Genomic DNA, 26,154 nt, shown 5'->3' on the forward strand with positions numbered 1-26,154 from the left:
TTGAAGAATTGCCTTAAAATAAAGTCATAAAAAACAAGAGGATATCGTGAGCGAAATTAAAAACACAAAAGCACAAGTACGTCTTCCAATCATCATCGCTTTAGCAATAGCTGGTGGAATTTGGGTAGGAGCTACTTTTGCAGAACCCAAAACTGATAGAAATGACCTGAAAGCAGCAATTTATAAACTTCAGGAGATTATCACTTACATCAACCGTGATTATGTAGATAGTGTCAATACCAATGAATTGGTTGAATTTGGAATTGAAAGTATGCTTGAAAAGCTTGATCCCCATTCTAGTTATATTCCTGCGAAAGATGCTGCTTTAGCCAAATCTCAATTGGAAGGAAATTTTGATGGAATTGGTGTAGAATTCGGTATCATCAGAGATACGATTTATGTAGTTGCTCCTTTGACAGGCGGGCCTTCTGAGAAATTAGGAATTCAATCTGGCGATCAAATTATCAAAGTTGATGGAAAAACAGTAGCTGGCACAGGCATCACAAATAATGATGTATTCAGTCTACTTCGAGGACCAAGCGGAAGTGTTGTAGAAGTTGATATCAGAAGAAAATCACAAAAAGACTTATTAAAATTTGATATTGTAAGGGATAAAATACCACAATATTCAATCAATGCATCCTACATGATCAATGATGAAATAGGTTACATTAAAGTCACTAGATTCGCTGCTACCACGTATGAAGAATTCCAAAAATCAGTAGCTGAATTAAAAGAAAAAGGAATGAAAAAGCTTGTTCTCGATCTTCAAAGTAACCCAGGTGGATACATGGGAGCTGCAATCAATATGGCCGATGAAATTCTAGGATCAAATGCTGTAATCGTTTCTCAAGAGGGCAAAACTAGTAGATTTAACCAAAAAGCTTATGCAGTAAAGCAAGGGAGTTTTGAAGATGGATCTGTGATTGTATTGATAAATGAAGGGAGTGCAAGTGCATCTGAGATTGTAGCAGGAGCGATTCAGGATAATGATAGAGGATTGATCGTTGGAAGAAGATCCTTTGGAAAAGGATTGGTTCAAATGCCAATTGACTTATCTGATGGTGCAGAGTTGAGATTAACAATAGCAAGATATTACACCCCTTCAGGTAGATCTATCCAAAAACCTTATGGTGATGATGAAGAAGATTATAGCCTTGACTGGATCAAAAGATTTGAACATGGTGAGTTTTTCTCCGCCGATAGTGTGAAGTTTAATGACAGTTTACGCTACGAGACTACTTCAGGAAGAGCAGTATATGGAGGAGGCGGAATTATGCCTGACTTCTTTGTTCCACTAGATACAACCATGTCAAGCGCTTATGTCAATAGATTATTCAATTCTGATTCTGCAAGAGAATTTATCCTAGATTACTTAGACAAGAATAAAAAACAATTTGAAGGAATGAGCTTTGAAGACTATTACAGCAATTACCAAGTGTCTGATGCAATGCTTAAAGGCTTGGTAAAAGTTGGAGAGAGAAACAAAGTAAAATATGACGAGAAGGATTTCAACAAGTCTAAGGAGTATCTAAAAATACTTGTGAAAGCTAATATGAGCCGAAACATATTCGATGATAACGCATATTACAAAGTGATTAACGATATCAATGAAATATATTTGCAGGCTATTAAGCTTTTTGATGAAGCAGAGAAGCTTGCACTTTCTGCAAAGAAAAGTGAATAATTAACCCTAATGGAAAAATAAAAGGGGAGCCAATTTGAATGGTTCCCCTTTTATTTTGCTCTTTAATCAATCAGCGGTTTTAGCTTTAACTACAAAGAAGTTTTGGGAAGAAAAAGTTAACTTAGCACCTAGAAGACCCAAAATTTCATGAAACAATACCTTTCAATCTTTATCATAAGTCTTTTTTATATGATTCAACCAATCCAAGCCCAAGTGAAAATAACCCACATTGCAGTTTATGTAAGTGATTTGGAACAAAGTGCGGATTTTTACCGTGAAGTACTTCATTTCAAAGAAATCGAAGAGCCTTTTAAAGATGGTTTACATGCTTGGTTCGATATTGGAAACAACGTTCAACTCCATATTATTGAAGCCGAGTGGCAACCAATTACAATCAATAAAATCAATCATCTCTGCTTCAGCATTCCTGATATGAATGATTTTCTTGCAAACCTTAAAAGACTTAATGTTGCTTTTGAAGACTGGCCTGGTCAGCAAGGTAAAATAACCATCAGACCTGATGGTATTCAGCAAATCTACCTCAGAGATCCTGATGGATATTGGATAGAAATCAATGATGAATATTAAAATAAGAGGAGCACTTTGACTCGAAGTGCTCCTCTTATTTTAATCACTAAATTCTATTAATTTTCATAAAGCGAAGATGGCCAAACATCATTTCCGGCATTGGTATCCGTAATGATTTTGTTAGGATCGATTTCGACCTTCACTACTTTTTTATCCACTTTCAATAGATGCTGCCAAGTATTTCCTTTGAACCAAATCTCAACTGGTAGAGATCTTTTTTCTTTTGTTCCATCCTCATAAGTTACCTCAAATTCAACCGGCATTGGCATTTCTCCTTTATTTGAAAAAACGACAATGTAGTTCGCTCCATAAGGATAAACACCATCAATCGATAAGTCAATATTGGCATTGCTATAGAACCAACCTTTCCAGAACCAATCTAAATTTTCGCCAGCAACATTCTCCATGTGATTGAAGAAGTCGGATGGCTGAGGATGCTTGTAAGCCCAATTTTTAATATAAGATCTAAATGCTCTATCAAATCTCTCATGTCCTAAAACATATTCTCTAAGCATAATCAAACCCAATGCTGGTTTCATATAAGCTACCATTCCTAAGTTGTTGGATTGTGTTCTATCTGCATGCGTTGCTATCGGCTCTCTATTTTCACTTGTCAACCAACCTAAATACTTTCTGGTCTGAATCAAATCATTGGAATACTCACCATCATTAAATTCCAAATTGCTGTAATAATTGATAAAAGTATTGAACCCCTCGTCCATCCATGCATGTCTTCTTTCATTTGTACCAACTATCATTGGAAACCAATTATGACCAAACTCGTGGTCTGTAACTCCCCAAAGGGATTCTCCTTTTGATTTATAGCTACAGAAATTTAACCCAGGATATTCCATCCCTCCAATGTCTGCTGCTACATTCACCGCTACAGGGTAAGGATATTCATACCACATTTCTGAATAATGCTCTATTGAGGCTTTGCTATATTCTGTTGATCTTCCCCAAGCTTCTTCACCATCACTTTCTTTTGGATAAACTGATTGTGCAATTATCTTTTTACCACTTGGTAAATTAACCCCTACGGCATCCCATATAAATGCTTTGGATGATGCAAAAGCAATATCCCTGCTATTTTTCATTTTGAAGTGCCAAGTAAGCGTACCATCCTGCTTTGGTCGGATAGTTGCATTTTCTCCAACCTCCTCGGGAGTAACTATATAAACTCTTTCTTCACTTTGCGCAGCTTCTTTCATTCTGTTTTGCTGTTCCTTTGTCAAGACTTGATTCGGGTTTTGTAATTCTCCTGAACCCACCACAATGTGATCAAAAGGGACTGTTACTTTGTAATCAAAATCCCCATATCCTAAGTAAAATTCTCCAGCTCCCAAATATGGATCTGTATTCCAACCAGTCACATCATCCAATACAGCTACTCTAGGATACCACTGCGCCATGGCATAGATGGTTCCGTCCTTCACATCTAACCTTCCCATTCTATCCATTCCTTTTATAGGAATATTATATTCAAAATCCATGGAAACGGTTGCAACACCGCCATTAGCAGGAATTGGTTCAGTGAAAAATACTTGCATGCGTGTATCGCTTATCTGATAATCATTGCTCACAGATTTATTTTTCCCGGAAATTTGCGCTCTAACATTTGTGATTTGGTATCCGCCATCTACATCACCACTATATCTGTTTCCTTGTATCGGTGTCGTCAGTGTACCTCTAGAATCTTCGGTAAACCTATTTTGCTCTAAAAAGAGCCAAATAAAGTCAAGGGATTCTGGACTATTGTTGGTGTATGTGATAGTCCATGATCCTTTTATAGAATGATTTTCTTCATCTAACTCAACATTAATGACATAATCAGATTTGTTTTGCCAGTATTCTGGGCCAGGTTTGCCTGTTGCTGTACGATATGCCGAACCTTGTCGATAACCAAATTCTGTAAACGCCGAATCATTATTGTCCTTTACTTGCTGTGCGTCAAGATTTATTATACTGTTAAATACTAGAAATAACAGAAAAATTTTTTTTGTGAGTTTTGTCATATTTTAAGTAGATATATGAATGAAGGGGCTAAAATACTGAAACATAAGAGAACAAAAAACCAAAATCAATTTCTAATAATTCTTATTTCAATACTACTAGCAAAACTGTTGAATTTGCATTTAGATATATTTAGAAGCTAATTTGCTCTGCTAAATCAGTTTAATTTATGAAAAAAAGATTACTGCTACCTACCCTAATGATTATTTCATTTATAGCCAAAGGAAATCAAGACACTACGCTGGTTGACCTTGGTGAAGTAATTATCAAGGAAAACAGAATTGAAATTCCCTTCAACAAAATTTCTAGAAATATATCAATTATCAGTAGAAAAGATATTGAAACTACGCCAGCAAGAAGCTTGCAAGAAGTACTAGCTTTCACACCAGGAGTGGATGTAAGACAAAGAGGCGTGAGTGGTGTTCAAGGAGATGTTGGAATTAGAGGAGGAGGATTTGAGCAAACGCTGATGCTTATCAATGGTATTAAAATGACTGATCCACAAACAGGTCATCATATTATGAATATTCCGGTTCCCCTTCAAGCAATTCAGCGTGTCGAAGTCATGAAAGGACCTGCATCAAGAATTTATGGACAAAATGCCTATGCGGGTGCAATCAATATCGTAACTATGCTTCCTGAAACACAAGGATTGAATATTCAGGCTTATGGAGGAGATTTTGGAATGAAGGGAATAAGCGCTGTGTCCTCCTTACCAATTAACCTACCCTTTGGAAAATATAAACAGACGCTATCCTTTTCTCATGATGCATCAAGTGGATATTGGTACAACTCAGATTACAAAGTAAGTAATATTTTTTATGAAGGAGGATTAGATCTCAATGATAGAAATGAATTGAGAACCATGATAGGTTACACAGATCGGACTTTTGGCGCAAATGGTTTTTATACAAATAGTTTCCCTGACCAATGGGAAAGCATACAGACATTTTTAGCATCATTAAGCCATACCTACAATCATGAAAATATTTATCTTCAAACAAGAGCCTATTGGAGAAGAAATACAGATGAATTTAGATTAAGAAGAAATGAACCAGCATTTTTCACCAATAATCACATAACAGATGTACTCGCTTTAGAGTTTAATGGACGCTATGAGTCCAAATTTGGAACTTCTGGCTTTGGGATAGAGGGAAGAAACGAGCAAATTGAAAGTTCAAACTTGGGAAATAGAGAAAGGTCTTTCCTAGGGATTTTTGCAGAGCATAGAGTTGAATTCTGGAATGATTTCGACTTCAGAGCAGGAGTGTATTCAAACTATTACAATGAATATGGATGGAAACATTTTCCTGGCGCAGAATTGGGATATCAAATCAGCAATAACTCTAGAGTCTACACAAACTATGGGGCAAGTTATAGAATCCCTTCATTTAATGATCTATATTACGAAGACCCAAGCAATTTCTCCAATCCAAATTTAGTACCTGAAGAAGCTCAAAGCTTTGAAGTAGGGTACAAATTCAACAAGCAAGGATTTAGATTTGAATTAGTGTACTTTAATAGATATACAGAAAACCTGATAGATTGGAGCAGAGAACCTAGTGACATTGTACCAAATCCAAATAGATGGACCCCTAGAAATATTTCTGAAGTAACTTTCCAAGGAATTGAAACAGGAGCTCAATATGCCTTAAATTTAGGTGGAAAGAAGTTCAAGTTGAAGGAAGTTTCGCTGAGTTACAACTTTATAGATGCAAGTCTGAATCAGGCTGCTGGCGTTGAATCTAGAACTTCATTAACAGCATTGCGTCACCAAGCTATTGCAGGAGTTCAGTCAGAGTTTTTTACCAACCTAGAATTGAATCTAAAAACAAGATATATTGAAAGAATGTCTTTAGACCCATATTTCCTAATGGACATCCGAGTAGATTATAATAGATTGAAGGCTTTTGGGATATTTGCTGAGGCTTCGAATGTCACGAACGCAGATTATGTAGAAGCTGGTTTCGTTCAAATGCCGGGAAGATGGTTTAGAGCGGGCATTGCCATCAATCTTCAACAATAAAAACAGATTATAGACAGTGAAAAAGGCCTCCTAAGGAAAAACTTTAGGAGGTCTTTTAATTTATTGAATTCAATATCAATTAATTATAAAATCCTCTTGAAAATTAAAGATTATTCTTTTGCTCAAAATCAAAATAAAGCTACCTTTGCAATCCATTCAAGGAAGAATGGGAGTTTAGCTCAGTTGGTTCAGAGCATCTGCCTTACAAGCAGAGGGTCGGGGGTTCGAATCCCTCAACTCCCACAATTATTTATTAAATCCCTCGGGAGTTTAGCTCAGTTGGTTCAGAGCATCTGCCTTACAAGCAGAGGGTCGGGGGTTCGAATCCCTCAACTCCCACAAAAAGCCTCTTCTAGAGGCTTTTTGTGTTTTAAAAAAGCAGGTTAAAATTTACTTCCAACCTGCCTCTCTTAAAATTTAAATATCAAACTTAATTCCTTGTGCCAATGGCAGGGAATCGCTATAGTTTATTGTATTCGTCTGCCGACGCATGTAAGCTTTCCAAGCATCTGAACCCGACTCTCTTCCTCCACCAGTTTCTTTTTCACCACCAAATGCACCACCAATCTCTGCTCCTGATGTGCCTATATTTACATTGGCAATCCCACAATCAGATCCTGATACTGATAAAAAGAACTCTGCTTCACGCATATTAAGCGTCATAATCGCAGAAGATAACCCCTGAGGAACACCATTTTGCATGGCAATAGCATCTTCCAATTTAGAATATTTCATCAAATATAAAATAGGCGCAAAAGTCTCATGTTGCACCATTTCGAAGTGGTTTTCAGCTTCTATGATGCAAGGCTTAACATAACAGCCAGATTCAAATCCTTTACCCTCAAGAACACCTCCTGAAACCAGCTCTTTACCTCCCTCTGATTTCACTTTTGTAATTGCGTCTTGATACATTTTAACTGCATCGGTATCTATTAGTGGACCAACATGATTTTTTTCATCTAGTGGATTTCCAATGACTAATTTACCGTAAGCTGACACAAGTCTTGTTTTGACTTCCTCATATACAGAATCGTGAATAATCAACCTTCTCGTTGATGTACATCTTTGACCTGCTGTTCCTACTGCACCGAATAGTGCTCCTCTTATGGCAATATCTAAATCTGCATTTTCTGAAATAATAATAGCATTATTTCCTCCTAATTCCAGTAAAGATCTTCCAAGTCTACCTCCTACTGCTTGAGCAACCAATTTCCCCATGCGAGTTGAACCTGTAGCTGAAACTAGAGGGACTCTTGTATCATGAGACAAGTACTCACCAACTTTATAATCGCCAACAATTAAAGAAGAAATTCCTTCAGGAAGATTATTTTCTTTCAAGACTTTCGCAATTATATGCTGACAGGCTACTCCTGATAGAGGCGCTTTTTCTGATGGCTTCCAAATACAAACATCTCCACAAACCATCGCTATCATGCTATTCCAAGACCAAACTGCAACAGGAAAATTAAATGCAGATATAATCCCCACGATTCCAATTGGATGCCATTGTTCGTACATCCTATGCCCAGGTCTTTCTGAATGCATAGTAAGACCATATAATTGACGGGAAAGTCCAACTGCAAAGTCACAGATATCAATCATCTCTTGAACTTCACCTAATCCTTCTTGATAGGATTTACCCATTTCGTAAGACACTAGCTTACCCAAGTCAGATTTTACTTCTCTGAGTGCATTTCCAATTTGCCTTACAACTTCGCCTCTTTGAGGGGCGGGAACATTCCTCCAGTGTTTATACGCTTCCTGTGCTTGTTTAACCACAAGTTCATAAGATTGCTTGTCTGTGAGTTGCACCTTTGCGATAAGCTCACCATCAGCGGGAGAAAAAGAGCCTAAAAAGGTCTCTTTTGTTTCTATCCAATTATTCCCGGTACAAGTACCTTTGTTTTCTTCTGTAATTCCGAGCCTCTTTAAGGCTGATTTTATTCCAAATTGATCTGACATCTCTATTGGGTTTATAATTCTTCAATATTGGTAAAACTACTAAAAAAACATAAAAATTATCTCAAAAGAAGCCTTTTCAGATCAACTGCATCCAGATAAGGTTTTAATTTTCTGCTTGGAGATATCCTGTATACAAAATTGATTCTATAGTTTCCTGTCAACATTGAATTATCAAAATCATTGTTTCTTATCATGTTGACTCTATTGTGCACATAGTTTGCATTTATTGACCATCTTTCAGAATTATAACCAACGAAACCTCGTAAAAACAGATTGGAGCTTACACCCCATTTTTGTTGGGAACCATCTTCAAAAAATAATCTTTGTTGCCCAAGACTTAAGTTTGTGGACGCGTATCCTGTTATAAAAAAATGCTTTAAAATCACGAAAGTATGCACATAACCTACATTTGGTCCAAATTGAAAATATCTCGTCACATCAAAATTCCTATCTTCAGTAGATAAAAATCCTTGTGGAAGAAATGGTTCATCATTGCTTGCAGTCCCTCCATACAACTCAAAGCCTACAAATGGACTTCCTGCTGATCGTTTTTGCCATTCACTTTGCAAAAATGCAGCCCTAAGAGAAATTTTATCACCATTAAATAAATATTGGACATTGGTTCCAATTTTTCTTGCTCTCATATTTGGTAACAAAAGAAAAGGTTCTTCCGCTGTTGAAAATTCGCCTAAATCAGCATAGTAGCCCCGGTAAAATTGTAGAAATAGATCAATTACTAGATTCTTCGGGTATGCATGGGCTTGTAAATCAAGGTATTTAGAATCACCTGTTCCTTTGTCTGGATTCAAAAACCCAAAGCCGTAAGCAACATTCAAAGTCAGCCCGTTATACGTTGCTCCCAGCCCTAGATTCATAGTGGAATTTGGCTCAAACTTTATATTTTGATCAGAAACCCTATCTCGAATATTGAATTCAGTATACTTTCTTGAAGTATAAATCCTTGTAATCAATTGATCTGGAAAAGTTACATAATAAGCACTATCAGCTACATCTTGAGCATAAATTGGATTTTCAAACATTCCAAAAAGCAGCAATAAGAGCAGAGATACTTTAGATACACAAGAACCATTACGATTGAACTTTTGAAAATCTGGAATCATTTGGACTTATTTGGTAATCAATTAAGAAAGAAATATAAATAAAAAATCCTGCCGAAGCAGGATTTAATGTTTTGAAATGAAGACCAGTAAAAATGATTCTCATAATAGTCTTCAATTCAAATTTAAAACAAAAATTATTAGCAGAAAAAGTTGCTTAATCACCCGATACAAATATAAAGAAGTTTAGATCAATTATCCAAGAAAAATTTCATGGTATTTTTAGATAAAATATAAAAATAATAACAAATATAATTTTTCTGATTCTTTGAAAATTGAATAAATCATGTCTTATAAGCTTAAAAGTTTCTCGGTTCTTAAAATAATTTAATGAAAAAAATTTGTGGTTTCATTTTTAAAATTCACCAAATAATTGTTTTTCAACCAAATAAAAAGACATTATACTTGATATGCATAAAAATCACATATTTTACACCTGATTTTAACCCATCTGTTGTTGATTTCGGGAATATTTTATACTAAAAAATATAGTTTGAACTGAATTAATTTATTATTAAAGTATTTATATTTTTATTAAAGAAGTACAAGAACTTAAATTTATAAAAAATACATATTTCTGTATATGAAAAATTAAAACGGGCAACTTTTTCTTAACTTTTCCAAATCAATTTCAATTTCATAATCATAAAAATTTTTCAAAATATCATCAAGTTGAGTAGTTGAGTTGATTTTAACGGGAGCATTATCTTTTCTATTTACAGATAAAAAATAATCAAAAAATTTGAATCCATTACCCACTATTTTATCAGAAAACTCAATCCATATAGAAGGTACTCTGTATGCGTCGGCGACAATCAATCCATGAAGAGAGCTAGATATAATTTTATCACATGAAAGTATATCATCAATTACATTTAATGGATTTTTTTGTTGAACATCAATAATTAAAATATATGAATATCCGCCTACGTACAAGTAGGCAAATTTTATACTTTGACAATACGTGTCAATAACTTTCAGGGCTGTATTTTAAGTGTTTAATTGGCTTGAAATAAAGAAAGAAGCCATGACTATCCTACAATTCAATGAAAGATATCCAGATGAGGCAAGTTGCATTCATTTCTTTAAGGAACAAAGAGAAAGGGAAGGCATTATTTGTAAGAAATGTAAGTCCAGAGAACACTACTGGCTTAATTCTCTCAATATGTTTCAATGTAAACATTGTGAATTTAGGACAGGCCTGAAGAATGGTACCGTTATGGAAAACAGCAAGTTGCCATTAAGGATCTGGTTGCTTGCAATGACACTTGTAAGTGCAACCAAGAAGGGGTTTAGCTGCCTGGAACTCCAGAGGCAGATGGGGCATAGTAGATACGAGACTGTTTTCAGGCTGTACCACAAGCTCCGAGAAGCAATGGGTAAACGTGATAGCCAATATAAACTAGAGGATATGGTTGAATATGATGAGGCTTTTGTAAGCAAGGCAACAAAATCTTCGGAAAGGATGAAGCTGAAGAAAGGACGCGGAAGTCAAAAACAAGCTTCCGTTGCTGTCATGGCTGAATCATCTATTCTTGAAGACTTAATTACCGGAGAAAAGGACAAAAGCTGCAGATATTTCAAGATGGTCAAAATAGATAACTTGAAGGCAAAAACAGCCGAAAAACTGATAAAAGGCCTGATTGACAAGAAAGCTGTGGTTCAGACTGATGAAAGTACGACTTATTCTAACCTAGAAGATTGTATCGATGTCCATGTAAGCGAACTATCCTCCACAAAAGAAGGTAAGTTCAATCTCAAATGGGTACATATAGCAATAAGTAACCTCAAAAGAGATCTGCAGAAGTACCATAATGGTTGGGACTATGACAAAAACTGTGTAAGTTGGTTTAGCTACTTACGAAGTTAAAGTTATACCTCGAAATTCTCTGTGTGATTTAGAAGAAATCGCACAGAGAATTTGAGGAACCCGCGGTAGGCGAATACCCGATCTGTGTGTGGACAATTTCTTACCTTTAACACACAGATTGCAAAAATGAAAAAAGAAGATCTATTAAATGATGATTTCCTCAAGCAGTTCAAGACTGCAGGGGAGCTCAATTCCTTTCTTCAACAGCTTCAGAAAAGAGCTGTCGAGAAAATGCTTGAAGGCGAGTTAGATGCCCATCTTGGTTATGAAAAGCATCAGAACTCCGATAATTCCAATTCAAGAAATGGCCATTCCAGCAAAACCATAAAGAACTCCTTTGGAGAAGCTGAAATCAAAGTCCCAAGAGACCGGGACGGCAGCTTTGAGCCTGCCCTTGTGCCCAAACGCAAAAGGATGGCAGAGGGCGTTGAAAACGTGATCATATCCATGTATGCTAAGGGAATGTCAAACCAGGACATCGAAGAGCAGATCCGGGAGCTTTATGACATCAATGTATCCACTTCCACCATCTCAAGGGTTACCAGTGCCGTAGCGGAGGATATTGTTGCATGGAGAAACAGGCCACTTGACCCTGTATACCTGATCGTTTGGATGGATGGTATATCCTTCAAAGTCAGGGAGAACTCCAAAGTAGTTAATAAGACCGTTTATATTGCTGTTGGCCTCAGAACTAACGGCCTCAAAGAGATACTCGGCCTTTGGCTTGGTAAGAATGAATCTTCCGCTTTTTGGATGGGGGTACTCACTGACCTGAAAGCCAGAGGGGTTGAAGATATTCTCATAACAGCAACTGATAACCTGAACGGGTTTACTGATACAATAAAGGCCTCCTTCCCTCAGTCAGTCACCCAGATATGTGTTGTCCACCAGATCAGAAATGCATGTAGATATGTCGTATGGAAAGACCGTAAGGCCTTTACTAGGGATATGAAGGAAATTTATACCGCCCCTACTAAGGACGCCGCATGGGCTGCTCTTAACGATTTTGCCAAAAAATGGGACTCCAAATACTCGTATGCAATCAAAAGCTGGAGGGACAACTGGGATGAACTCACCGTTTTCTTCGATTACCCGGTTGAAATCCGCAAAATCATCTATACCACCAACCTGATTGAAAACCTGAATGGAAAGATCAGAAAATACACCAAAAACAAGCTCTCTTTCCCAACAGATGATGCTGTTATGAAGTCTGTTTTCCTCGCTGCAAGAGAAGCATCGAAAAAATGGACTATGCCCATTCGGGACTGGGGCACTATTCTTAACAGTTTCCTGCTTATATTTGGTGATAGGGTCAGGCTTCTTGAAACCTGACCATAAAATCATAATTTAAAGTTTACACACTTATCGGGATAGTGTCATATGGTTTCAGAAAAGATGCTTCAAAACTATCTCAATGAATTCTGTTACAAACTAAACCGAAGATACTTTGGTGAAAAACTATTTGACAGATTGGTTATTGCAAGCATTTGCCCCTACTTGTATACAAGCGGATAATCATATTAAAATATCCTCAACATCAACAAATTGATTTAGCCATTCATTCTTTTTGTCCACATAATGCGGGAGGATTCCAACTTTGTATTTCTTTTTAAAACTTGGATTGTAAATATCAGGCATTAGTAAAGCCAAATCTCCAAATACTTCAGGACAAGTAACTCCGTCGGCATCCAATTTCGCTTTAGTAAGTGGTCCTCTTACAGCATGAATTTTTTTTGGTACTTCGTTGCATTTTGATTTAGCCGAAATAAATCCACTTCCCCAGACTTCTGTTTTTGATGTGCTTTTTTGAAGAATAGACCCAATAACAAAGAAATGCCGAATGTAAGGAAACATAAAGGATGGTGCTCTTCTTACTTTTTTATTTGTAAAGTGTGCAACAATATGTGGAGTTAAAATATCACCGAAATTATTTCTATGAGCATCCCAAGAAACCCAATATGATTGATTTAAAAGCGTATTTATTCGTTGTTTGATTTTTTTCATGTCAATTCTTCTTACTAATCAGATCATCACTTTCTATAGAGATCAATTAATGAATTTGCTTCTTTTTTTGCACTCCAATTATTTACAATTTGATTTCTCCCATTGTCTTTTACAAGTTTTACATTCCCTAAGAGAATTTCCGAAAGCAAGTGTTGCAATTTGCCGGTATCTCCAGCAGGAAATAAAAAACCATGTTCTCCATGAGTAATCACATCCCCATGAACACCTACATCTTGGGTTGCAATAACTGTGCTACCGCATGCCATTGCCTCCAAACAAACAAGTGAGAAACCCTCTGAAAATGAAGGGACTACTGTTATTTTTGAAGCTTGATAAAACTCTTTGATATTCTTGCTTTCTGGAAAAAAATATACTTGATCTTCCACATCACTGTTTTTTATGATAGTTTTCAACTTTTCTAAAAATCGATGATCATCTACTTTACCAACAATGACTGCCGCCCAATTTTGATGTTTTTTTAAAAGAGGAACAATCGCGTTAATAAAAACTTCATGACCTTTTCTCTCTCTAACTCTACCAGCTACACAAATAATATTTTCTTGATTCACACCTTTCAGCTTCACGTTTTCAACTGGCACAAACAAATCCGTATTAACTCCATGGCTTATCAAAGTTGATTTTAAGGGAAGATGTTCTTTCATTGATTGAGTTAATGTCACGACTTCATCAACCTTTGAAAGCAAATAAAGTGTCATTTTAGTAGGTTTTGACTCAGCGTGTCTTGTCGCAACAATCTTAAATTTCCCACCAAGTCTTCTTAAAAATAATGCCCTCAAAATTTCATTGTTTCGATGAGCATGAATGATAAAATATCGTTGTTTAAAAACTAACTCTAGGATTGATTTCCATGATATCTTTTTCCAATCAATCAAATCCCCAAAAATATATGTCTCAAAATCTTGATTAAAATATGGTAATACGCTCTCAATACTTGAGGTCAATCCTGTTTTCCTTTTGTGAAAATGAAAATGAATTAAAATCGGTTTTAAAACCATAGGGTTTTTAAATTTTGTGCAAAGAAAACTCGCGCAAATTTGATTAAGGAGTAAAATCAAACATTAGATTAACCCACAATTTGGAGAAAAATCATTTATAAAAAAATAAACTGGCCAAAATACTTGCAAGGCAAATTGACCAGTTTAATTCTATGAATTCAGAAATTATTTTAAATTTCCAAGCGCCTTTTTCATTCTACTCAACGCTTCTTTCAAATCTTCTTCTGAAGCTGCATAAGATAACCTCACACAATTTGGCGCTCCAAATGCGGCTCCAGTTACTACTGACACATTAGCCTCTTCGAGCAAATAGATACAAAGGTCATCTGCATTTTTGATCTGATGCTTACCTGCACTTTTTCCGAAGAAAGCCGTCACATCAGGGAAGAAGTAAAAAGCACCTTCTGGAACATGCGTTTTGATTCCAGGAATATCTCTTAATAAATTTAAAACCAGTTCTCTTCTTCCAAGATATGCTTTCTCCATTTCTTTGGAAGGTTTCTGATCTCCGGAAATTGCAGCAAGCGCGGCACGTTGAGCAATACCAGTTCCTCCTGATGTAAACTGACCTTGCATTTTCTCACATGCCTTAGCTATAAATAATGGCGCACAAATGTAACCTACTCTCCAGCCTGTCATTGCATAGCCTTTTGAAAATCCATTGACAGTAATCGTTCTTTCAAACATGCCTGAAAATGAACCAATACTAGCATGCTGACCGGTAAAATTGATCAATTCATATATTTCATCGGCAATGACATAAACATCTTTTTTACTCTTGACTACCTCCGCAATCGCTTCTAGTTCCTCCTTACTAAATACTGAACCTGTTGGGTTGCATGGAGAAGAATAAATCACAGCCTTGGTCTTGTCTGTCATAGCTTCTTTCAGTTGGGCAGCGGTAGCTTTAAAATTATTTTCTAATGTCCCTTCGATCAAAACAGGAACTCCACCGGCCAATTTGATAATCTCTGCATAAGAAACCCAATAAGGAGAAAAAATCACTACCTCATCCCCTTCATTAAGCATACACATGAAAACATTTGCGATAGAGTGCTTCGCTCCTGTAGAAACAACAATATTTTCGGCTTTAGCCTCTTCTATATGATTTTCTTCTCTAAGTTTCTTAGCAATTGCTTCTCTCAAATCTTGATATCCTGCCACAGGTGGATATGCAAAATATTTACCCTCATCAATTGCTGATTTTGCAGCCTCTTGAATATGTTTAGGTGTTTTGAAATCGGGCTCACCCAAACTCAAACTAATAATGTCTATTCCTTGGCCTTTTAGCTCACGAGCCTTTTTTGCCATTGCCAGCGTAGCTGACTCTTCCATTTGGTTAATTCGGTCTGATAGGATTGAATTCATTCTAGTGGTTGTTTTTTAAATTTGCTCAAAATTAAAGATTACTATTATTAATTCTAAACATAAAGAGATTTGATTTTGAATTTGTAAATTTAGTGTTCAATAATATTTGATTAAGGCCGTTTGAAATTATATGAGATCAATTTACCTCCTTGTCTTACTTCTTATTTCGTTTTCTTGGAGCGCAAACGCACAGAAAAAAAACAAAAAAGCAACAGAAGAGACCACAGATCCGGATTCCTCAGGAGTAGTAAGCAATAAACTACTTCCTACAACGTCCCCATTGCTACTTTTTGATGAACAAGCCAAAAAAGAAAAAAAGAAAAAAGAAAAAAAGAAGGTTAAGAAGAACATTTTCTTCGGAGAAAAAACAAGAAAAGGTAGAATTAGGCAAAATCTCCGCGATCAAGTGCAATACACTATTTTCAACTACACCAGTAACAAAAAAATTATAGACCCTTACATTAGAGATATACATTGGTATGATCAAAAAGACAGAATGATCAGAACGAAAGACTTTGATCCTTCAAAAGGTGTCTTACTTCATGGACCTTACGAAAAGTTTATCAATGAAACAGTAATTGAAAAGGGCATGTTTTTTTACGGAACTAAGCATGGAACTTGGTTAACCTTCGATACCAGAAGTGTTTTGACTGACAAAAGCCATTATGTAGAAGGATGGCCAAAAGACTCAAGAACTACGTATTATGATGGCAATAATAAATTAATTGAAAAGCTTACTCCAATAGAATACGAATTAAAAGAAGGGAATTTTTACCATTTTCATGAAAATGGTCAGGCAGCTGTAATTGGAGAATACCAATATGGTGAAAAAGTAGGCTTATGGACTGAGTATTGGAATACCAATAACACTACAGCAATCAGAAAACGTGAAATTCAATATCAAGAAAAGCCTTTTACTAAAAACTTTAGACCATTCATCCGAGCCGAATGGGACAAAGATGGGAATCTTATTTATCGTAATATCGCTTCTAATTAATTAGAATAATCCCTATAGTTTTTATAGGGATTTGTAAATAAATCTTTTTTTATCCATATATTTGTCACACTAACTATTGGTATGACACAGGAACAATTCAGTAAATATTCATTTCTACTTGACAGGACAGCTAGAAAAGTCAAACAGTATGCGCAGCAGAAGTTTAACCAAATGGATTATGATGTGACTGTTGATCAATGGTTGGTATTAAAAAATCTTGCCGAAAATGAACTGTTGAGCCAAACAGAATTGGCACAGTTAGTATTCAAAGATCATCCTACCTTAACTAGAATCATTGATATTCTTTCAAAAAAAGGATTTGTAGAAAGAATACCACATCCTCAAGATAGAAGAAGTTTTCAGCTTCATCTTACACCTCAAGGATTAAAAAAAGTGAGTTTACTCAAGCCAGAAATTGCCCAAATTAGAGAAAAAGCTTGGGAAAATTTGGATGAAAAAGATTTTGAAGAGTTCAAAAGAATACTCAATACCATATATTCTAATCTTGAATAAAATATGGTATATAAAATAGTTGCTATACTAATTATATTTACACGAACAATCTGAAATTAAATTGGTTTTACCAATAAATAAAACTAACATGATTAATACTGACATTTGCATTATCGGAGCAGGACCAGTTGGGTTATTTGCAGTTTTTGAAGCAGGACTATTGAAAATGCGTTGCCATTTAATAGATGCTTTACCTCAAGTAGGTGGTCAACTATCTGAAATATATCCACAAAAGCCAATTTATGATATCCCAGGGTATCCAGAAGTTAAGGCTCAAGAATTGGTAGATAATCTCATGGATCAGATCAAGCCATTCAATCCAACATTCACATTGGGTGAAAGGGTAGATCATCTTGCCAAACAAGACGATGGTTCATTTATCGTGACTACTAGTGATAAGACAAAAGTCCATGCACAAGTAATCGTGATTGCTGGAGGTTTAGGGTGTTTTGAGCCTAGGAAACCAGTGCTTGAGAATTTAGAACATTTTGAAGGAAAAGGAGTCACATACATGGTGAAAAACCCAGAAACTTTTAGAAACAAGAAGGTTGTTCTAGCAGGCGGGGGGGACTCGGCTCTTGACTGGGCAATTTACCTATCTGATGTTGCAGAAAGAGTTACCTTAGTACATAGAAATGAGACTTTTAGAGGTGCTCCAGATTCAGCAGCGAAAGTGTTCGATATGGCCAATAATGGCAAAATCGATTTAATTCTATCCGCCAACTTAAAAGGAATCGGCGGGAATGGTGTTTTAAATAGCGTAATGTTAGAAAGTAAATCAAAAGAGGAAATCAAAATCGATGCAGATTATCTGATCCCTCTATTTGGATTGAGCCCTAAATTAGGTCCAATTGCTGACTGGGGATTGAGCATAGATAAAAATGCAATTGAGGTTGACACAACAGATTATTCCACTGGAGTTGAAAGGATTTATGCAATAGGAGACATTAACACCTATCCAGGTAAATTGAAATTAATCCTTTGTGGCTTTCATGAAGCAGCTATCATGATGCATTCTGCCTTCAAATATGTGTATCCAGATCAGAAATTAAGCTTCAAATACACCACAGTTAATGGTGTAAATGCATTTTAATTTTACCTTTGCAGCATGGTAACATTCACAGTAGAAGATCACGAAGGCAATCGCCAATCTATAGAAGCTCCTGACGACATGGGCTTAAGTTTAATGGAAATTTTGAAAGCATCAGAATATCCAGTTTTAGCAACTTGTGGTGGAATGGCTTTATGTGCCACTTGCCACGTAGAAGTCATGGAAGGAGAAGATGAATTAGGTGAAGCGACAGACGTGGAGCTTGATCAATTAGAAAATCTACCGGAATACTTCCCAACAAGTAGACTTGCCTGTCAAGTAAGGATTAGTCCTCTATTGGAAGGTGCTGTTATCAAACTCAGAGGAGAAGACAATTAATTAAAAGGGAGGTCAAATTGACCTCCCTTTTAATTAATTGTTGAATATGTTTTGATTTATCAGTTTTGGTATTACTCTTTTTCTTTATTTTTTTAAAGCTTTACAGCAACCGATAACTCCAATTCTATATCCTGATCGATTGCCTTTTCAATTTCCTCTTTGACTTTATTTAATTCCTGCAAATCTAAAGGTGATTCCGATACTACGGTGACAGAAAGCTTCAATGGTGCCATTTTTATTACTTTCACATCTCTGAGTACACCAACTGAAATTTCCTTCCCACTTAAATTCTGTATTATTTTATTTTCCTTAACCATTTTTGAAAAACCAAAAGCTAAAGGTGCTGAGATTAAAATAACAAAAAAAAGAGAAATAGTAAGCCCCTTTTTTGCTAGTTTAAAAGGACTAAATCCTAGAAAAAGAAAAGTCAAAGCCGCGGCTAGCACCATGCCTGCTAAGTTGGTCCCCAAAAGCAAAAGTGCGCCCCAGAAAACTGACCAATCGCCCCAACCAAGCCCTACTCCCGAAACTGCCAAAGGTGGCACTAAAGCAACTGCAATCGCAACACCAGCTAAAGTTTTGGCAACTTCTTTCTTAGAATGGGCATAAGCACCAGCAATTCCCGATGCAGCAGCCACCCCCAAATCCAAAAGATTAGGTCTTATCCTAGCGGTAATTTCTCCATTCATTACATTTAATGGTGTAAACCAAGTGATTATAACTGCAAACAAATACCCTACACCCAATCCATATCCTATAGTTTTAAAACTTTCACTTATCAGTCTATTATCCTGTCTAAGTACCCCCATGGCTAATGATATAATTGGCGACATCAAAGGTGCTAAAATCATAGCGCCAATTATCACAGGAGAGGAGTTTCCAAATAATCCAAAAGTAGCAATTATTGTAGAGAGGGCCATCAATACCAAATAACTCGAACTGACTTTAGAATTTTCTCTTAAAGTGGTAAAAAGCCATTTAAACTCCTCTGTAGTGGCATGGTTGGTGATAGGAAGAAGTCTTTCCAAAAGCTCATTTTTCAATTCACCTTGTGGCAAATTTTGAATCTTATACACTTTTTTCTTCTTGACTTCTAAATCAGTTTCTAATGCACCTCCAGGAACAATTGAAATTACCTTATGCCTTACTTCTAATTCTATGAATTTTGAACTCATCAAAATCTCGTCTATTGCATAATTGATAGATTCAGAGCTACCAATGACCACCTTATCCGATTTGATATGAGCTACATAATCTGGGAGTTTGCTTTTTTTTGAAGACTTGAAAATACTGAAAAAACCAAATTTGATAATTTCCCATATACTACTTGGTGCAAGAATCAAGCAATGCATCATACCATCATTGGCATAAGAATCTTCAATAATTCTTCTCGATAAAATAGAACTTTGACCATGAAGAACGATTACCATTCCAAGAGCTGCTGTTTCTAAGGGCTTTTCCTTTAATTCCCCAATATCATTGCTCCAATTGATGCTAAAAGGGTGCAGTTTTACTCTTCTGAATGAACCTGAAAACCTTTTGATTCTCCCTAGATATTTTGAAAACCAAGACTTATCACCATCTACAGCATAGAGCAAACTAAAAGTATTCCCCAATACTAATTTATTGAGTACAGGCTGACCATTTGCCAAAAGTACATCTATATCAAAAACTTCGTCTGTAGTCAGAATATTTTCTACAGCTGTTTCCAAATTAGAGGATATACCAAAACCTTGTCTAGCCTCAATCATTTTTGGATGAGGAAGAAACCCAATTTTCCAATGATTTTCTATTACGACATCAAATAACTCACGAAGTTGTTCATCTGACAAAAAAGTCACTAGGAAATCTTCATCAGTAAAGCTATACTTCTTATGATTTTTATATGGAATTTTGATTTTTACATTGTTGCTTAAAAGTGGCAAAACCTTTTCTTCTAAGGTCTCAATTAGACTTTCATCGTAAATTAATGTAATAGACTTCATAGAGTTAATTTAAAAAAAGGAAGGTTGAAAAATCAACCTTCCATTAATTTACTTAATATCTCAATAGCTGCTTTTGGTAAAACTGTTCCAGGGCCAAAAACAGCTGCTACACCCGCTTCAAACAAGAAATCATAATCTTTTGGAGGAATCACCCCCCCTGCAATTACCATGATATCTTCTCTTCCTAATTTTTTTAATTCTGCAATCAGAGCTGGAACCAAAGTTTTGTGACCTGCTGCCAAAGAAGAAGCCCCTACGATATGCACATCATTCTCTATAGCCTGCACGGCGACCTCTTCTGGGGTTTGAAATAATGGACCTATATCTACATCAAATCCCAAATCTGCAAAACCTGTAGCAATAACTTTCGCACCTCTATCATGACCATCTTGCCCCATTTTAGCAACCATTATTCTAGGCCTTCTTCCTTCAAGATTTGCAAAATCATCTGCCATCTTCTTCGCCTCAATAAAGCTCTTATCAGCTTTTGCCTCAGCAGAATAAATTCCAGAAATTGCTTTTACGGTTGCTTTATGTCTTCCAAAAGCTTCTTCCATAGCAGTAGAAATTTCTCCTAATGTAGCTCTTTTTCTTGCAGCATCTACTGCCAACTCAAGCAAATTACCTTCCCCTGTTTTTGCAGAAGCTGTAATTTTATCTAATGCTAATTTCACTTCGTCAAAATCTCTTTCAGCCCTAAGTTTATTCAAGCGCTCAATTTGAGATTTTCTTACGGAATCATTATCAACTTCTCGAATATCAAAATCTGATTTTTCATCAGTTTGGTATCTATTTACCCCAACGATTACATCTTTCCCACTATCTATTCTTGCTTGTTTTCTAGCAGCGGCCTCCTCGATTCTCATTTTTGGAATACCTGCTTCAATGGCCTTTGCCATACCTCCTAATTCCTCTACCTCTTCGATCAAAGCCCAAGCACTTTTAACCAATTGATCGGTCAAATATTCTACATAAAATGATCCGCCCCAAGGATCTACTACTCTGGTAATTTGGGTTTCATCTTGTAAATAAAGCTGTGTATTTCGTGCTATCCTTGCTGAAAAGTCAGTGGGCAAAGCTATGGCTTCGTCAAAAGAATTTGTGTGAAGTGATTGTGTATGACCCAATGCAGCAGCCAAAGCTTCAACGGCAGTTCTTGTTACATTATTGAATGCATCTTGCTCAGTAAGTGACCAGCCACTTGTCTGACAATGTGTTCTCAAAGCCAAAGATTTTTCCTGCTTCGGATTAAATTGCTTGACGATCTTAGCCCATAACAATCGCCCAGCTCTCATCTTGGCGATTTCCATAAAATGATTCATTCCAATCGCCCAAAAAAATGATAGTCGCGGTGCAAAATCATCAATATCTAATCCTGCCGCTACTCCTGTTCTCAAATACTCCAAACCATCAGCTAAGGTATATGCTAGCTCTAAATCTGCTGTAGCTCCTGCTTCTTGCATGTGATATCCAGAAATAGAAATTGAATTAAATCGAGGCATTTTTTTAGATGTATATTCAAAAATATCTGCGATAATCCGCATAGATGGTTGTGGTGGATAGATATATGTATTTCTCACCATAAACTCTTTCAAAATATCATTTTGAATCGTACCACTAAGTTGCTCTGGATTGACCCCTTGCTCCTCTGCTGCAACAATATAAAATGCCATGATAGGAATCACTGCACCATTCATCGTCATGGAAACTGACATTTGATCTAAAGGAATCTTATCAAAAAGTATCTTCATATCCAATACTGAATCGATAGCAACCCCAGCTTTTCCCACATCCCCTACAACGCGGGGATGATCAGAATCATATCCTCTATGCGTTGCCAAATCAAAAGCAACTGACAAGCCTTTTTGACCAGCGCCTAAATTTTTTCTATAAAATGCATTGGACTCTTCGGCAGTGGAAAACCCCGCATATTGTCTGATCGTCCAAGGACGCATCACATACATCGTACTGTATGGACCTCTCAAAAAAGGCGCAATTCCAGCTGCAAATCTAAGATGTTCGGTTTCTTTAATTTTTTCCCCTTCAACCTTTGCAGGGACTTCAATTTTCTCGCCAGTATTCCATAACTGATCCCAGTTTTCTGATAAAGATTTCTCTGTATTTTCAAAAGTTAATTGACTTATATCTGGTCTCATATTACACTTGATTTTTGAGTTTCTACTAAAAAGCTTTCTCTACTTGTTTTTAGTTGGCTGGCAGACTCTTCATTTATTGAGATTTCGATTTGAGCAGTTTTGCTTGACGAATCTAAATATTTATTAACACCTACCTTAACCTGCTTCCCTACCAAAACCATCTTTTGCCTTTCTATTCTTGTCTTTTTGACTTCCTCTTGAATCAAATTCTGATTCACTGAATTCCACCAACCTCCAGAAGACTCGGTGGAAACCATTTTGTCTTTAACTTTTTCAAATATGGAAAAGGTAAGCTTTTCCAAGAAATAGGATCCTGCAAAAGGGTCCAAAACCTGGTCAAGGTAACTTTCTTCTTTTAGGATATTGGAGATATTTCTTGCCATCCGAAGAGAAAATTCAGTCACATCGTTGTTGACACAATCATGTCTCAAAACCTCCAATGCATTGCATCCACCCAAAATAGCAGACATCGCCTCAGTCGTATTTCTCAGCATGTTAGTCTGTATATCTACTCCTGATTTTGTCCAGTAGCTTGTGCTAGAAAAAATAAATATATCTTCCGCTTTTTGATTTACTTGAAAAAGTGCCGCAAGTCTTTGTGTTAAAATTCTGATCACTTTGACTTTCGCTATTTCCATAAAATAATCAGAACCTACCGCAGTTTTCAAAATTAATTTATCAAAAACCATTTGCTGATCAACTGATAAATCATCAATCAAATCTATTAAAGCAGAAAAGCCAAAAGTCAGTTCTTGAACTGCATTTGCTCCCGCATTGTGATAGTGAGAGAAATCAATAGTAATCGTTTTGAAATTCGGTAAGTCATATCCAAAGTCCAAAAGTTTTCTTGAGATTTGAATGACCTCTTCTTTATCTAAATCTTCAGTTAACCTCTTTATAAAACCATCCCAAAGAACACCTCCATAAACTTGTTCGTAATCATGATTTTCTTGCCTTAGCCAAGATTTAAAATTCGCCAGAACTTTAGTTGGACTTGAAGTAGGCTCCAAAAAAATCTGAATATATGCTGGCTGTACATCTTTGAGAAGGATTGATAAGTTCTCTTCCCCATTGAGAATTAAAATAATTGCATCAGACCCGTTTTGTAAAGCATTTAAAATGATTGCATTTCCTTCTTTTTCGGATTTGGATTCAATACGAGTGGCGTTTGACCAAACTCGAGGGGCAATGCCTGAAATAAGTGGTTTTGGATTTACTTTATGATGAAATCCTGCCAATGAAGGCTGATCTAATAAATCTTCTTGGGTGTAAAATGGCGCTATTTGAATTCCCTCTAAAGATTGTGAAACAAGCATTTCATCAAAGCTCTTTCCTTTCAGGTCTTTGATCGCTTGAGCAATCCACTCTTCTTTATTGGTTGGTTGAAAATCTTCAAACAATTTATTTTTCATATCAAAATTATATTTGGGCTATTTTAGTTGGAGAAATTATTTAAACTTAAACAGTATTTCTATCCCCTTGCCAAAGTTACCCTTTCTATAGTAGATGTCAAAAAAGTTTTAAAAGGTCATGAAATAACAAAAAAGAAATTCAATTACTTAGAATAAAAAAGTATTTATCATGATCAGATAAATAGAATCCTTTTTAAGATTAAACTATCTTTGAAACGAATTGTAAAATAAGGTAAATAGAATGATGGTATGGATAAGCACTACAGACAAATACAATTTTTAATTCTAAACATAGGCTTTTTCATTCTTCTTGGTTGTAGTCCTCAACTGAGTTATCACGCAAGTAGTGATTTTACTTCAGTCGATGAATCTATTCAACAAGAAGCAAAATTGGTATCTTTCATTGCACCTTTCAAAGAGAATTTAGAAGCAAAAATGGGATCTGTCATCGGTACAACTCAGAAGGCGTTGACACGAGCAGGAAGAGAATCTTTACTTGGAAATTTTGTCTCTGACTTACAATTAGAATATGCTCAGAAAGCTTTTGGATACCCGATTGATATTTCTATTATCAATAATGGTGGAATGCGAAATGATTTACCGAAAGGTGACATTACTCTTGGTAATATTTACGAGCTTTCTCCATTTGATAATTACTTGGTAGTTTTAGAACTCCAAGCAAATGATGTCCAAAAACTCGCTGAATTCATTGCAGAAAGGAAAAATATGGCTTTTCAAGGCATGCAAATCACTTCTGAGAAAGATAAGCTTTCAGAGTTGACCATCAATGGGAAAGCACTGAAATCGAACAAAACCTACCTTTTAGTAATCAACGACTATCTCGCCAATGGTGGTGACAATATGGAGTTTTTGGTTGGATTACCTGTAAAGGAAAATAGCACTACTTCCATCAGGGATATGCTGATCACAATGATCCAACAAAAAACAGCCTCAGGAGAAATTCTTGATGCAGAAATCGAGGGGAGATTAAAAATCAATTAAGATGCAAAGACGCGATTTTCTTAAGAAGAGTTTATTAACAGGTGCTGCCCTTAGCTTGAGCTCCGGAGGTTTTGCTGAACGGCTTTTCACAAATCAATCGAAAAGACTAACTATCCTTCACACCAACGACATGCATTCTCGCATTGAGCCATTTCCTAACGATGGAGGAAGAAATGCCAATCGAGGCGGTATGACAAAACTGGCCTCCTTGATCAAAAAAATAAGGTCTGAAGAAGAAAATGTTTTGCTCTTGGATTCTGGAGACTTTTTTCAGGGAACACCTTATTTCAATCTTTATGGTGGTGAATTAGAGTTGAAATTGATGAGTCAAATGGGATATGATGCGAGTACTTTGGGTAATCATGAATTTGACAACGGCTTAGAAGGAATCAAAAACCAACTAGAGCATGCCAATTTCAGCATACTTTCTTCCAATTATGATTTCCAAGATACAATTCTTAACAACACCTTTAAACCATACAAAATATTCAAAAAAGATGGAATCAAAGTCGGCATCTTTGCTTTGGGTATTGAGTTGAAGGGTTTGGTTGGAATGAAAAATTATGGCAATACCAAATATCTTGACCCAATAGCTACCTCGGAAGAAATGGTACAAGAATTAAAAAATAAAAAATGTGACTTAATCATTTGCCTTTCGCATTTAGGTTATTCTTATAGGTCAGGTAAAATTGATGATCTTAAATTAGCCAATCAAGTATCTGGAATTGATCTAATTTTGGGTGGGCATACACATACTTTCCTGGATGAACCAACGATCATCAAAAACCCTGAAGGCCACACAACTATGGTCAATCAAGTGGGCACTGCAGCTTTACGATTAGGTAAAATTGATTTTGAGTTTTCGAAGGATAACCAAATTTCCTACGCAAGTCACAGAAATCTAACAATTTATTAGAAAGTCAAGCCGAATTTGATTTTTTATTTAAATATATTTTTGCCAATTTTGATGCCCCTCATAATAGGACAAAGAGGATAGTTAATCTTTTC

21 protein-coding genes, 2 tRNA genes and 1 pseudogene are annotated in these 26,154 nt (G+C 36.1%); 14 read left to right on the plus strand and 10 right to left on the minus strand.

From position 1 onward, the window contains the following. Positions 1-46: 46 nt before the first annotated feature. Both BELBA_RS18830 and BELBA_RS18835 read left to right on the plus strand, forming a co-directional pair. A complete protein-coding gene (locus BELBA_RS18830) occupies positions 47-1,687 on the plus strand; it encodes a S41 family peptidase (protein ID WP_014774267.1) in 1,641 nt (546 codons plus the stop codon). Positions 1,688-1,876: 189 nt separating this feature from the next. Then, the gene (locus tag BELBA_RS18835; RefSeq protein WP_014774268.1) at positions 1,877-2,275 is read left to right on the plus strand and encodes a VOC family protein; all 399 of its coding nucleotides are present in this window, start codon (positions 1,877-1,879) and stop codon (positions 2,273-2,275) included. 56 nt (positions 2,276-2,331) lie between these two features. Here BELBA_RS18835 and BELBA_RS18840 read toward each other — a convergent pair whose 3' ends face one another. Beyond that, complete coding sequence (locus BELBA_RS18840; protein WP_014774269.1) at positions 2,332-4,290, minus strand: M1 family metallopeptidase; 1,959 nt, start codon at positions 4,288-4,290, stop codon at positions 2,332-2,334. Between the two features lie 167 nt (positions 4,291-4,457). On the opposite strand from BELBA_RS18840, the gene BELBA_RS18845 reads away from it, so the two are divergent. The 3 genes from BELBA_RS18845 (at position 4,458) to BELBA_RS18855 (ending at position 6,653) form a co-directional block, all read left to right on the plus strand. Further along, positions 4,458-6,314 (plus strand): TonB-dependent receptor plug domain-containing protein, encoded by a 1,857-nt coding sequence (locus BELBA_RS18845; protein ID WP_014774270.1) that lies wholly within the window; start codon positions 4,458-4,460, stop codon positions 6,312-6,314. A 168-nt stretch (positions 6,315-6,482) separates the two neighbouring features. Then, a tRNA-Val gene (locus BELBA_RS18850) sits at positions 6,483-6,557 on the plus strand. Positions 6,558-6,578: 21 nt separating this feature from the next. Continuing rightward, positions 6,579-6,653 (plus strand) — tRNA-Val (locus tag BELBA_RS18855). Between the two features lie 78 nt (positions 6,654-6,731). On the opposite strand, the gene amaB is transcribed toward BELBA_RS18855, so the two are convergent. From amaB to BELBA_RS18870, 3 genes are all read right to left on the minus strand, one after another. Continuing rightward, a complete protein-coding gene (gene amaB, locus BELBA_RS18860) occupies positions 6,732-8,276 on the minus strand; it encodes an L-piperidine-6-carboxylate dehydrogenase (RefSeq protein WP_014774271.1) in 1,545 nt (514 codons plus the stop codon). 56 nt (positions 8,277-8,332) lie between these two features. Then, positions 8,333-9,397, minus strand: a complete 1,065-nt coding sequence (locus tag BELBA_RS18865; RefSeq protein WP_014774272.1) for a DUF4421 domain-containing protein — start codon at positions 9,395-9,397, stop codon at positions 8,333-8,335. Between the two features lie 588 nt (positions 9,398-9,985). Then, complete coding sequence (locus tag BELBA_RS18870) at positions 9,986-10,330, minus strand: polysaccharide pyruvyl transferase family protein (protein WP_052307650.1); 345 nt, start codon at positions 10,328-10,330, stop codon at positions 9,986-9,988. Between the two features lie 283 nt (positions 10,331-10,613). On the opposite strand from BELBA_RS18870, the gene BELBA_RS18875 reads away from it, so the two are divergent. The 3 genes and pseudogenes from BELBA_RS18875 to BELBA_RS19800 form a co-directional block, all read left to right on the plus strand. Next, positions 10,614-11,264: an IS1595 family transposase gene (locus BELBA_RS18875; protein ID WP_280956353.1), complete on the plus strand. Its 651-nt coding sequence runs from the start codon at positions 10,614-10,616 to the stop codon at positions 11,262-11,264. Between the two features lie 126 nt (positions 11,265-11,390). Continuing rightward, positions 11,391-12,596, plus strand: coding sequence for an IS256 family transposase (locus tag BELBA_RS18880; protein ID WP_014771248.1), 1,206 nt, complete (start codon positions 11,391-11,393; stop codon positions 12,594-12,596). A 60-nt stretch (positions 12,597-12,656) separates the two neighbouring features. Beyond that, positions 12,657-12,779, plus strand: a pseudogene (locus tag BELBA_RS19800) (IS1595 family transposase); the annotation flags it as partial. On the opposite strand, the gene BELBA_RS18885 reads toward BELBA_RS19800, so the two are convergent. From BELBA_RS18885 to BELBA_RS18895, 3 genes are all read right to left on the minus strand, one after another. Then, a complete protein-coding gene (locus BELBA_RS18885; protein WP_052307651.1) occupies positions 12,780-13,268 on the minus strand; it encodes a hypothetical protein in 489 nt (162 codons plus the stop codon). A 26-nt stretch (positions 13,269-13,294) separates the two neighbouring features. Beyond that, a complete protein-coding gene (locus BELBA_RS18890) occupies positions 13,295-14,284 on the minus strand; it encodes a glycosyltransferase family 4 protein (protein WP_014774274.1) in 990 nt (329 codons plus the stop codon). Positions 14,285-14,449: 165 nt separating this feature from the next. Next, positions 14,450-15,652, minus strand: a complete 1,203-nt coding sequence (locus BELBA_RS18895) for a pyridoxal phosphate-dependent aminotransferase (protein ID WP_014774275.1) — start codon at positions 15,650-15,652, stop codon at positions 14,450-14,452. A gap of 130 nt (positions 15,653-15,782) precedes the next feature. On the opposite strand from BELBA_RS18895, the gene BELBA_RS18900 reads away from it, so the two are divergent. From BELBA_RS18900 to BELBA_RS18915, 4 genes are all read left to right on the plus strand, one after another. Beyond that, a complete protein-coding gene (locus BELBA_RS18900; protein ID WP_014774276.1) occupies positions 15,783-16,649 on the plus strand; it encodes a toxin-antitoxin system YwqK family antitoxin in 867 nt (288 codons plus the stop codon). Between the two features lie 81 nt (positions 16,650-16,730). Continuing rightward, positions 16,731-17,162 carry a MarR family winged helix-turn-helix transcriptional regulator gene (locus tag BELBA_RS18905; RefSeq protein WP_014774277.1) on the plus strand — a complete coding sequence of 144 codons (432 nt, stop codon included), beginning with the start codon at positions 16,731-16,733 and terminating at the stop codon, positions 17,160-17,162. Between the two features lie 88 nt (positions 17,163-17,250). Then, complete coding sequence (locus BELBA_RS18910; protein WP_014774278.1) at positions 17,251-18,255, plus strand: NAD(P)/FAD-dependent oxidoreductase; 1,005 nt, start codon at positions 17,251-17,253, stop codon at positions 18,253-18,255. A gap of 15 nt (positions 18,256-18,270) precedes the next feature. Continuing rightward, entirely contained in the window at positions 18,271-18,591 is a 321-nt protein-coding gene (locus BELBA_RS18915) for a 2Fe-2S iron-sulfur cluster-binding protein (protein ID WP_014774279.1), read from the plus strand. A 92-nt stretch (positions 18,592-18,683) separates the two neighbouring features. On the opposite strand, the gene BELBA_RS18920 is transcribed toward BELBA_RS18915, so the two are convergent. The 3 genes from BELBA_RS18920 to BELBA_RS18930 are packed head-to-tail and all read right to left on the minus strand — an operon-like array spanning position 18,684 to position 24,144. Continuing rightward, positions 18,684-20,576: a TIGR00341 family protein gene (locus BELBA_RS18920; protein WP_014774280.1), complete on the minus strand. Its 1,893-nt coding sequence runs from the start codon at positions 20,574-20,576 to the stop codon at positions 18,684-18,686. A gap of 32 nt (positions 20,577-20,608) precedes the next feature. Beyond that, a complete protein-coding gene (gene scpA, locus BELBA_RS18925) occupies positions 20,609-22,732 on the minus strand; it encodes a methylmalonyl-CoA mutase (protein WP_014774281.1) in 2,124 nt (707 codons plus the stop codon). Beyond that, a complete protein-coding gene (locus BELBA_RS18930; protein ID WP_014774282.1) occupies positions 22,729-24,144 on the minus strand; it encodes a methylmalonyl-CoA mutase family protein in 1,416 nt (471 codons plus the stop codon). The genes scpA and BELBA_RS18930 overlap by 4 nt, the downstream gene beginning before the upstream one ends. A gap of 249 nt (positions 24,145-24,393) precedes the next feature. Between BELBA_RS18930 and BELBA_RS18935 the strand changes: the two genes are divergently transcribed. Together BELBA_RS18935 and BELBA_RS18940 are read left to right on the plus strand one after the other, a co-directional pair. Beyond that, positions 24,394-25,146, plus strand: coding sequence for a 5'-nucleotidase C-terminal domain-containing protein (locus BELBA_RS18935; protein WP_014774283.1), 753 nt, complete (start codon positions 24,394-24,396; stop codon positions 25,144-25,146). 1 nt (position 25,147) lies between these two features. Continuing rightward, positions 25,148-26,062 (plus strand): bifunctional metallophosphatase/5'-nucleotidase, encoded by a 915-nt coding sequence (locus tag BELBA_RS18940; RefSeq protein ID WP_014774284.1) that lies wholly within the window; start codon positions 25,148-25,150, stop codon positions 26,060-26,062. The last annotated feature ends 92 nt before the right edge of the window (positions 26,063-26,154 follow it).

It is taken from the genome of Belliella baltica DSM 15883, assembly GCF_000265405.1.
In the GTDB taxonomy this organism is placed as follows: Bacteria; Bacteroidota; Bacteroidia; order Cytophagales; family Cyclobacteriaceae; genus Belliella; species Belliella baltica.

Coding starts and splice junctions, on each gene's coding strand:
- BELBA_RS18885 (WP_052307651.1), bottom strand. CDS start 13,268: ATGAAAAAAATCAAACAACGAATAAATACGCTTTTAAATCAATCATAT.
- BELBA_RS18915 (WP_014774279.1), top strand. CDS start 18,271: ATGGTAACATTCACAGTAGAAGATCACGAAGGCAATCGCCAATCTATA.
- BELBA_RS18910 (WP_014774278.1), top strand. CDS start 17,251: ATGATTAATACTGACATTTGCATTATCGGAGCAGGACCAGTTGGGTTA.
- BELBA_RS18900 (WP_014774276.1), top strand. CDS start 15,783: ATGAGATCAATTTACCTCCTTGTCTTACTTCTTATTTCGTTTTCTTGG.
- scpA (WP_014774281.1), bottom strand. CDS start 22,732: ATGAGACCAGATATAAGTCAATTAACTTTTGAAAATACAGAGAAATCT.
- BELBA_RS18875 (WP_280956353.1), top strand. CDS start 10,614: ATGGAAAACAGCAAGTTGCCATTAAGGATCTGGTTGCTTGCAATGACA.
- BELBA_RS18905 (WP_014774277.1), top strand. CDS start 16,731: ATGACACAGGAACAATTCAGTAAATATTCATTTCTACTTGACAGGACA.
- BELBA_RS18930 (WP_014774282.1), bottom strand. CDS start 24,144: ATGAAAAATAAATTGTTTGAAGATTTTCAACCAACCAATAAAGAAGAG.
- BELBA_RS18845 (WP_014774270.1), top strand. CDS start 4,458: ATGAAAAAAAGATTACTGCTACCTACCCTAATGATTATTTCATTTATA.
- amaB (WP_014774271.1), bottom strand. CDS start 8,276: ATGTCAGATCAATTTGGAATAAAATCAGCCTTAAAGAGGCTCGGAATT.
- BELBA_RS18920 (WP_014774280.1), bottom strand. CDS start 20,576: ATGAAGTCTATTACATTAATTTACGATGAAAGTCTAATTGAGACCTTA.
- BELBA_RS18835 (WP_014774268.1), top strand. CDS start 1,877: ATGATTCAACCAATCCAAGCCCAAGTGAAAATAACCCACATTGCAGTT.
- BELBA_RS18880 (WP_014771248.1), top strand. CDS start 11,391: ATGAAAAAAGAAGATCTATTAAATGATGATTTCCTCAAGCAGTTCAAG.
- BELBA_RS18840 (WP_014774269.1), bottom strand. CDS start 4,290: ATGACAAAACTCACAAAAAAAATTTTTCTGTTATTTCTAGTATTTAAC.
- BELBA_RS18940 (WP_014774284.1), top strand. CDS start 25,148: ATGCAAAGACGCGATTTTCTTAAGAAGAGTTTATTAACAGGTGCTGCC.
- BELBA_RS18935 (WP_014774283.1), top strand. CDS start 24,394: ATGGATAAGCACTACAGACAAATACAATTTTTAATTCTAAACATAGGC.
- BELBA_RS18895 (WP_014774275.1), bottom strand. CDS start 15,652: ATGAATTCAATCCTATCAGACCGAATTAACCAAATGGAAGAGTCAGCT.
- BELBA_RS18865 (WP_014774272.1), bottom strand. CDS start 9,397: ATGATTCCAGATTTTCAAAAGTTCAATCGTAATGGTTCTTGTGTATCT.
- BELBA_RS18890 (WP_014774274.1), bottom strand. CDS start 14,284: ATGGTTTTAAAACCGATTTTAATTCATTTTCATTTTCACAAAAGGAAA.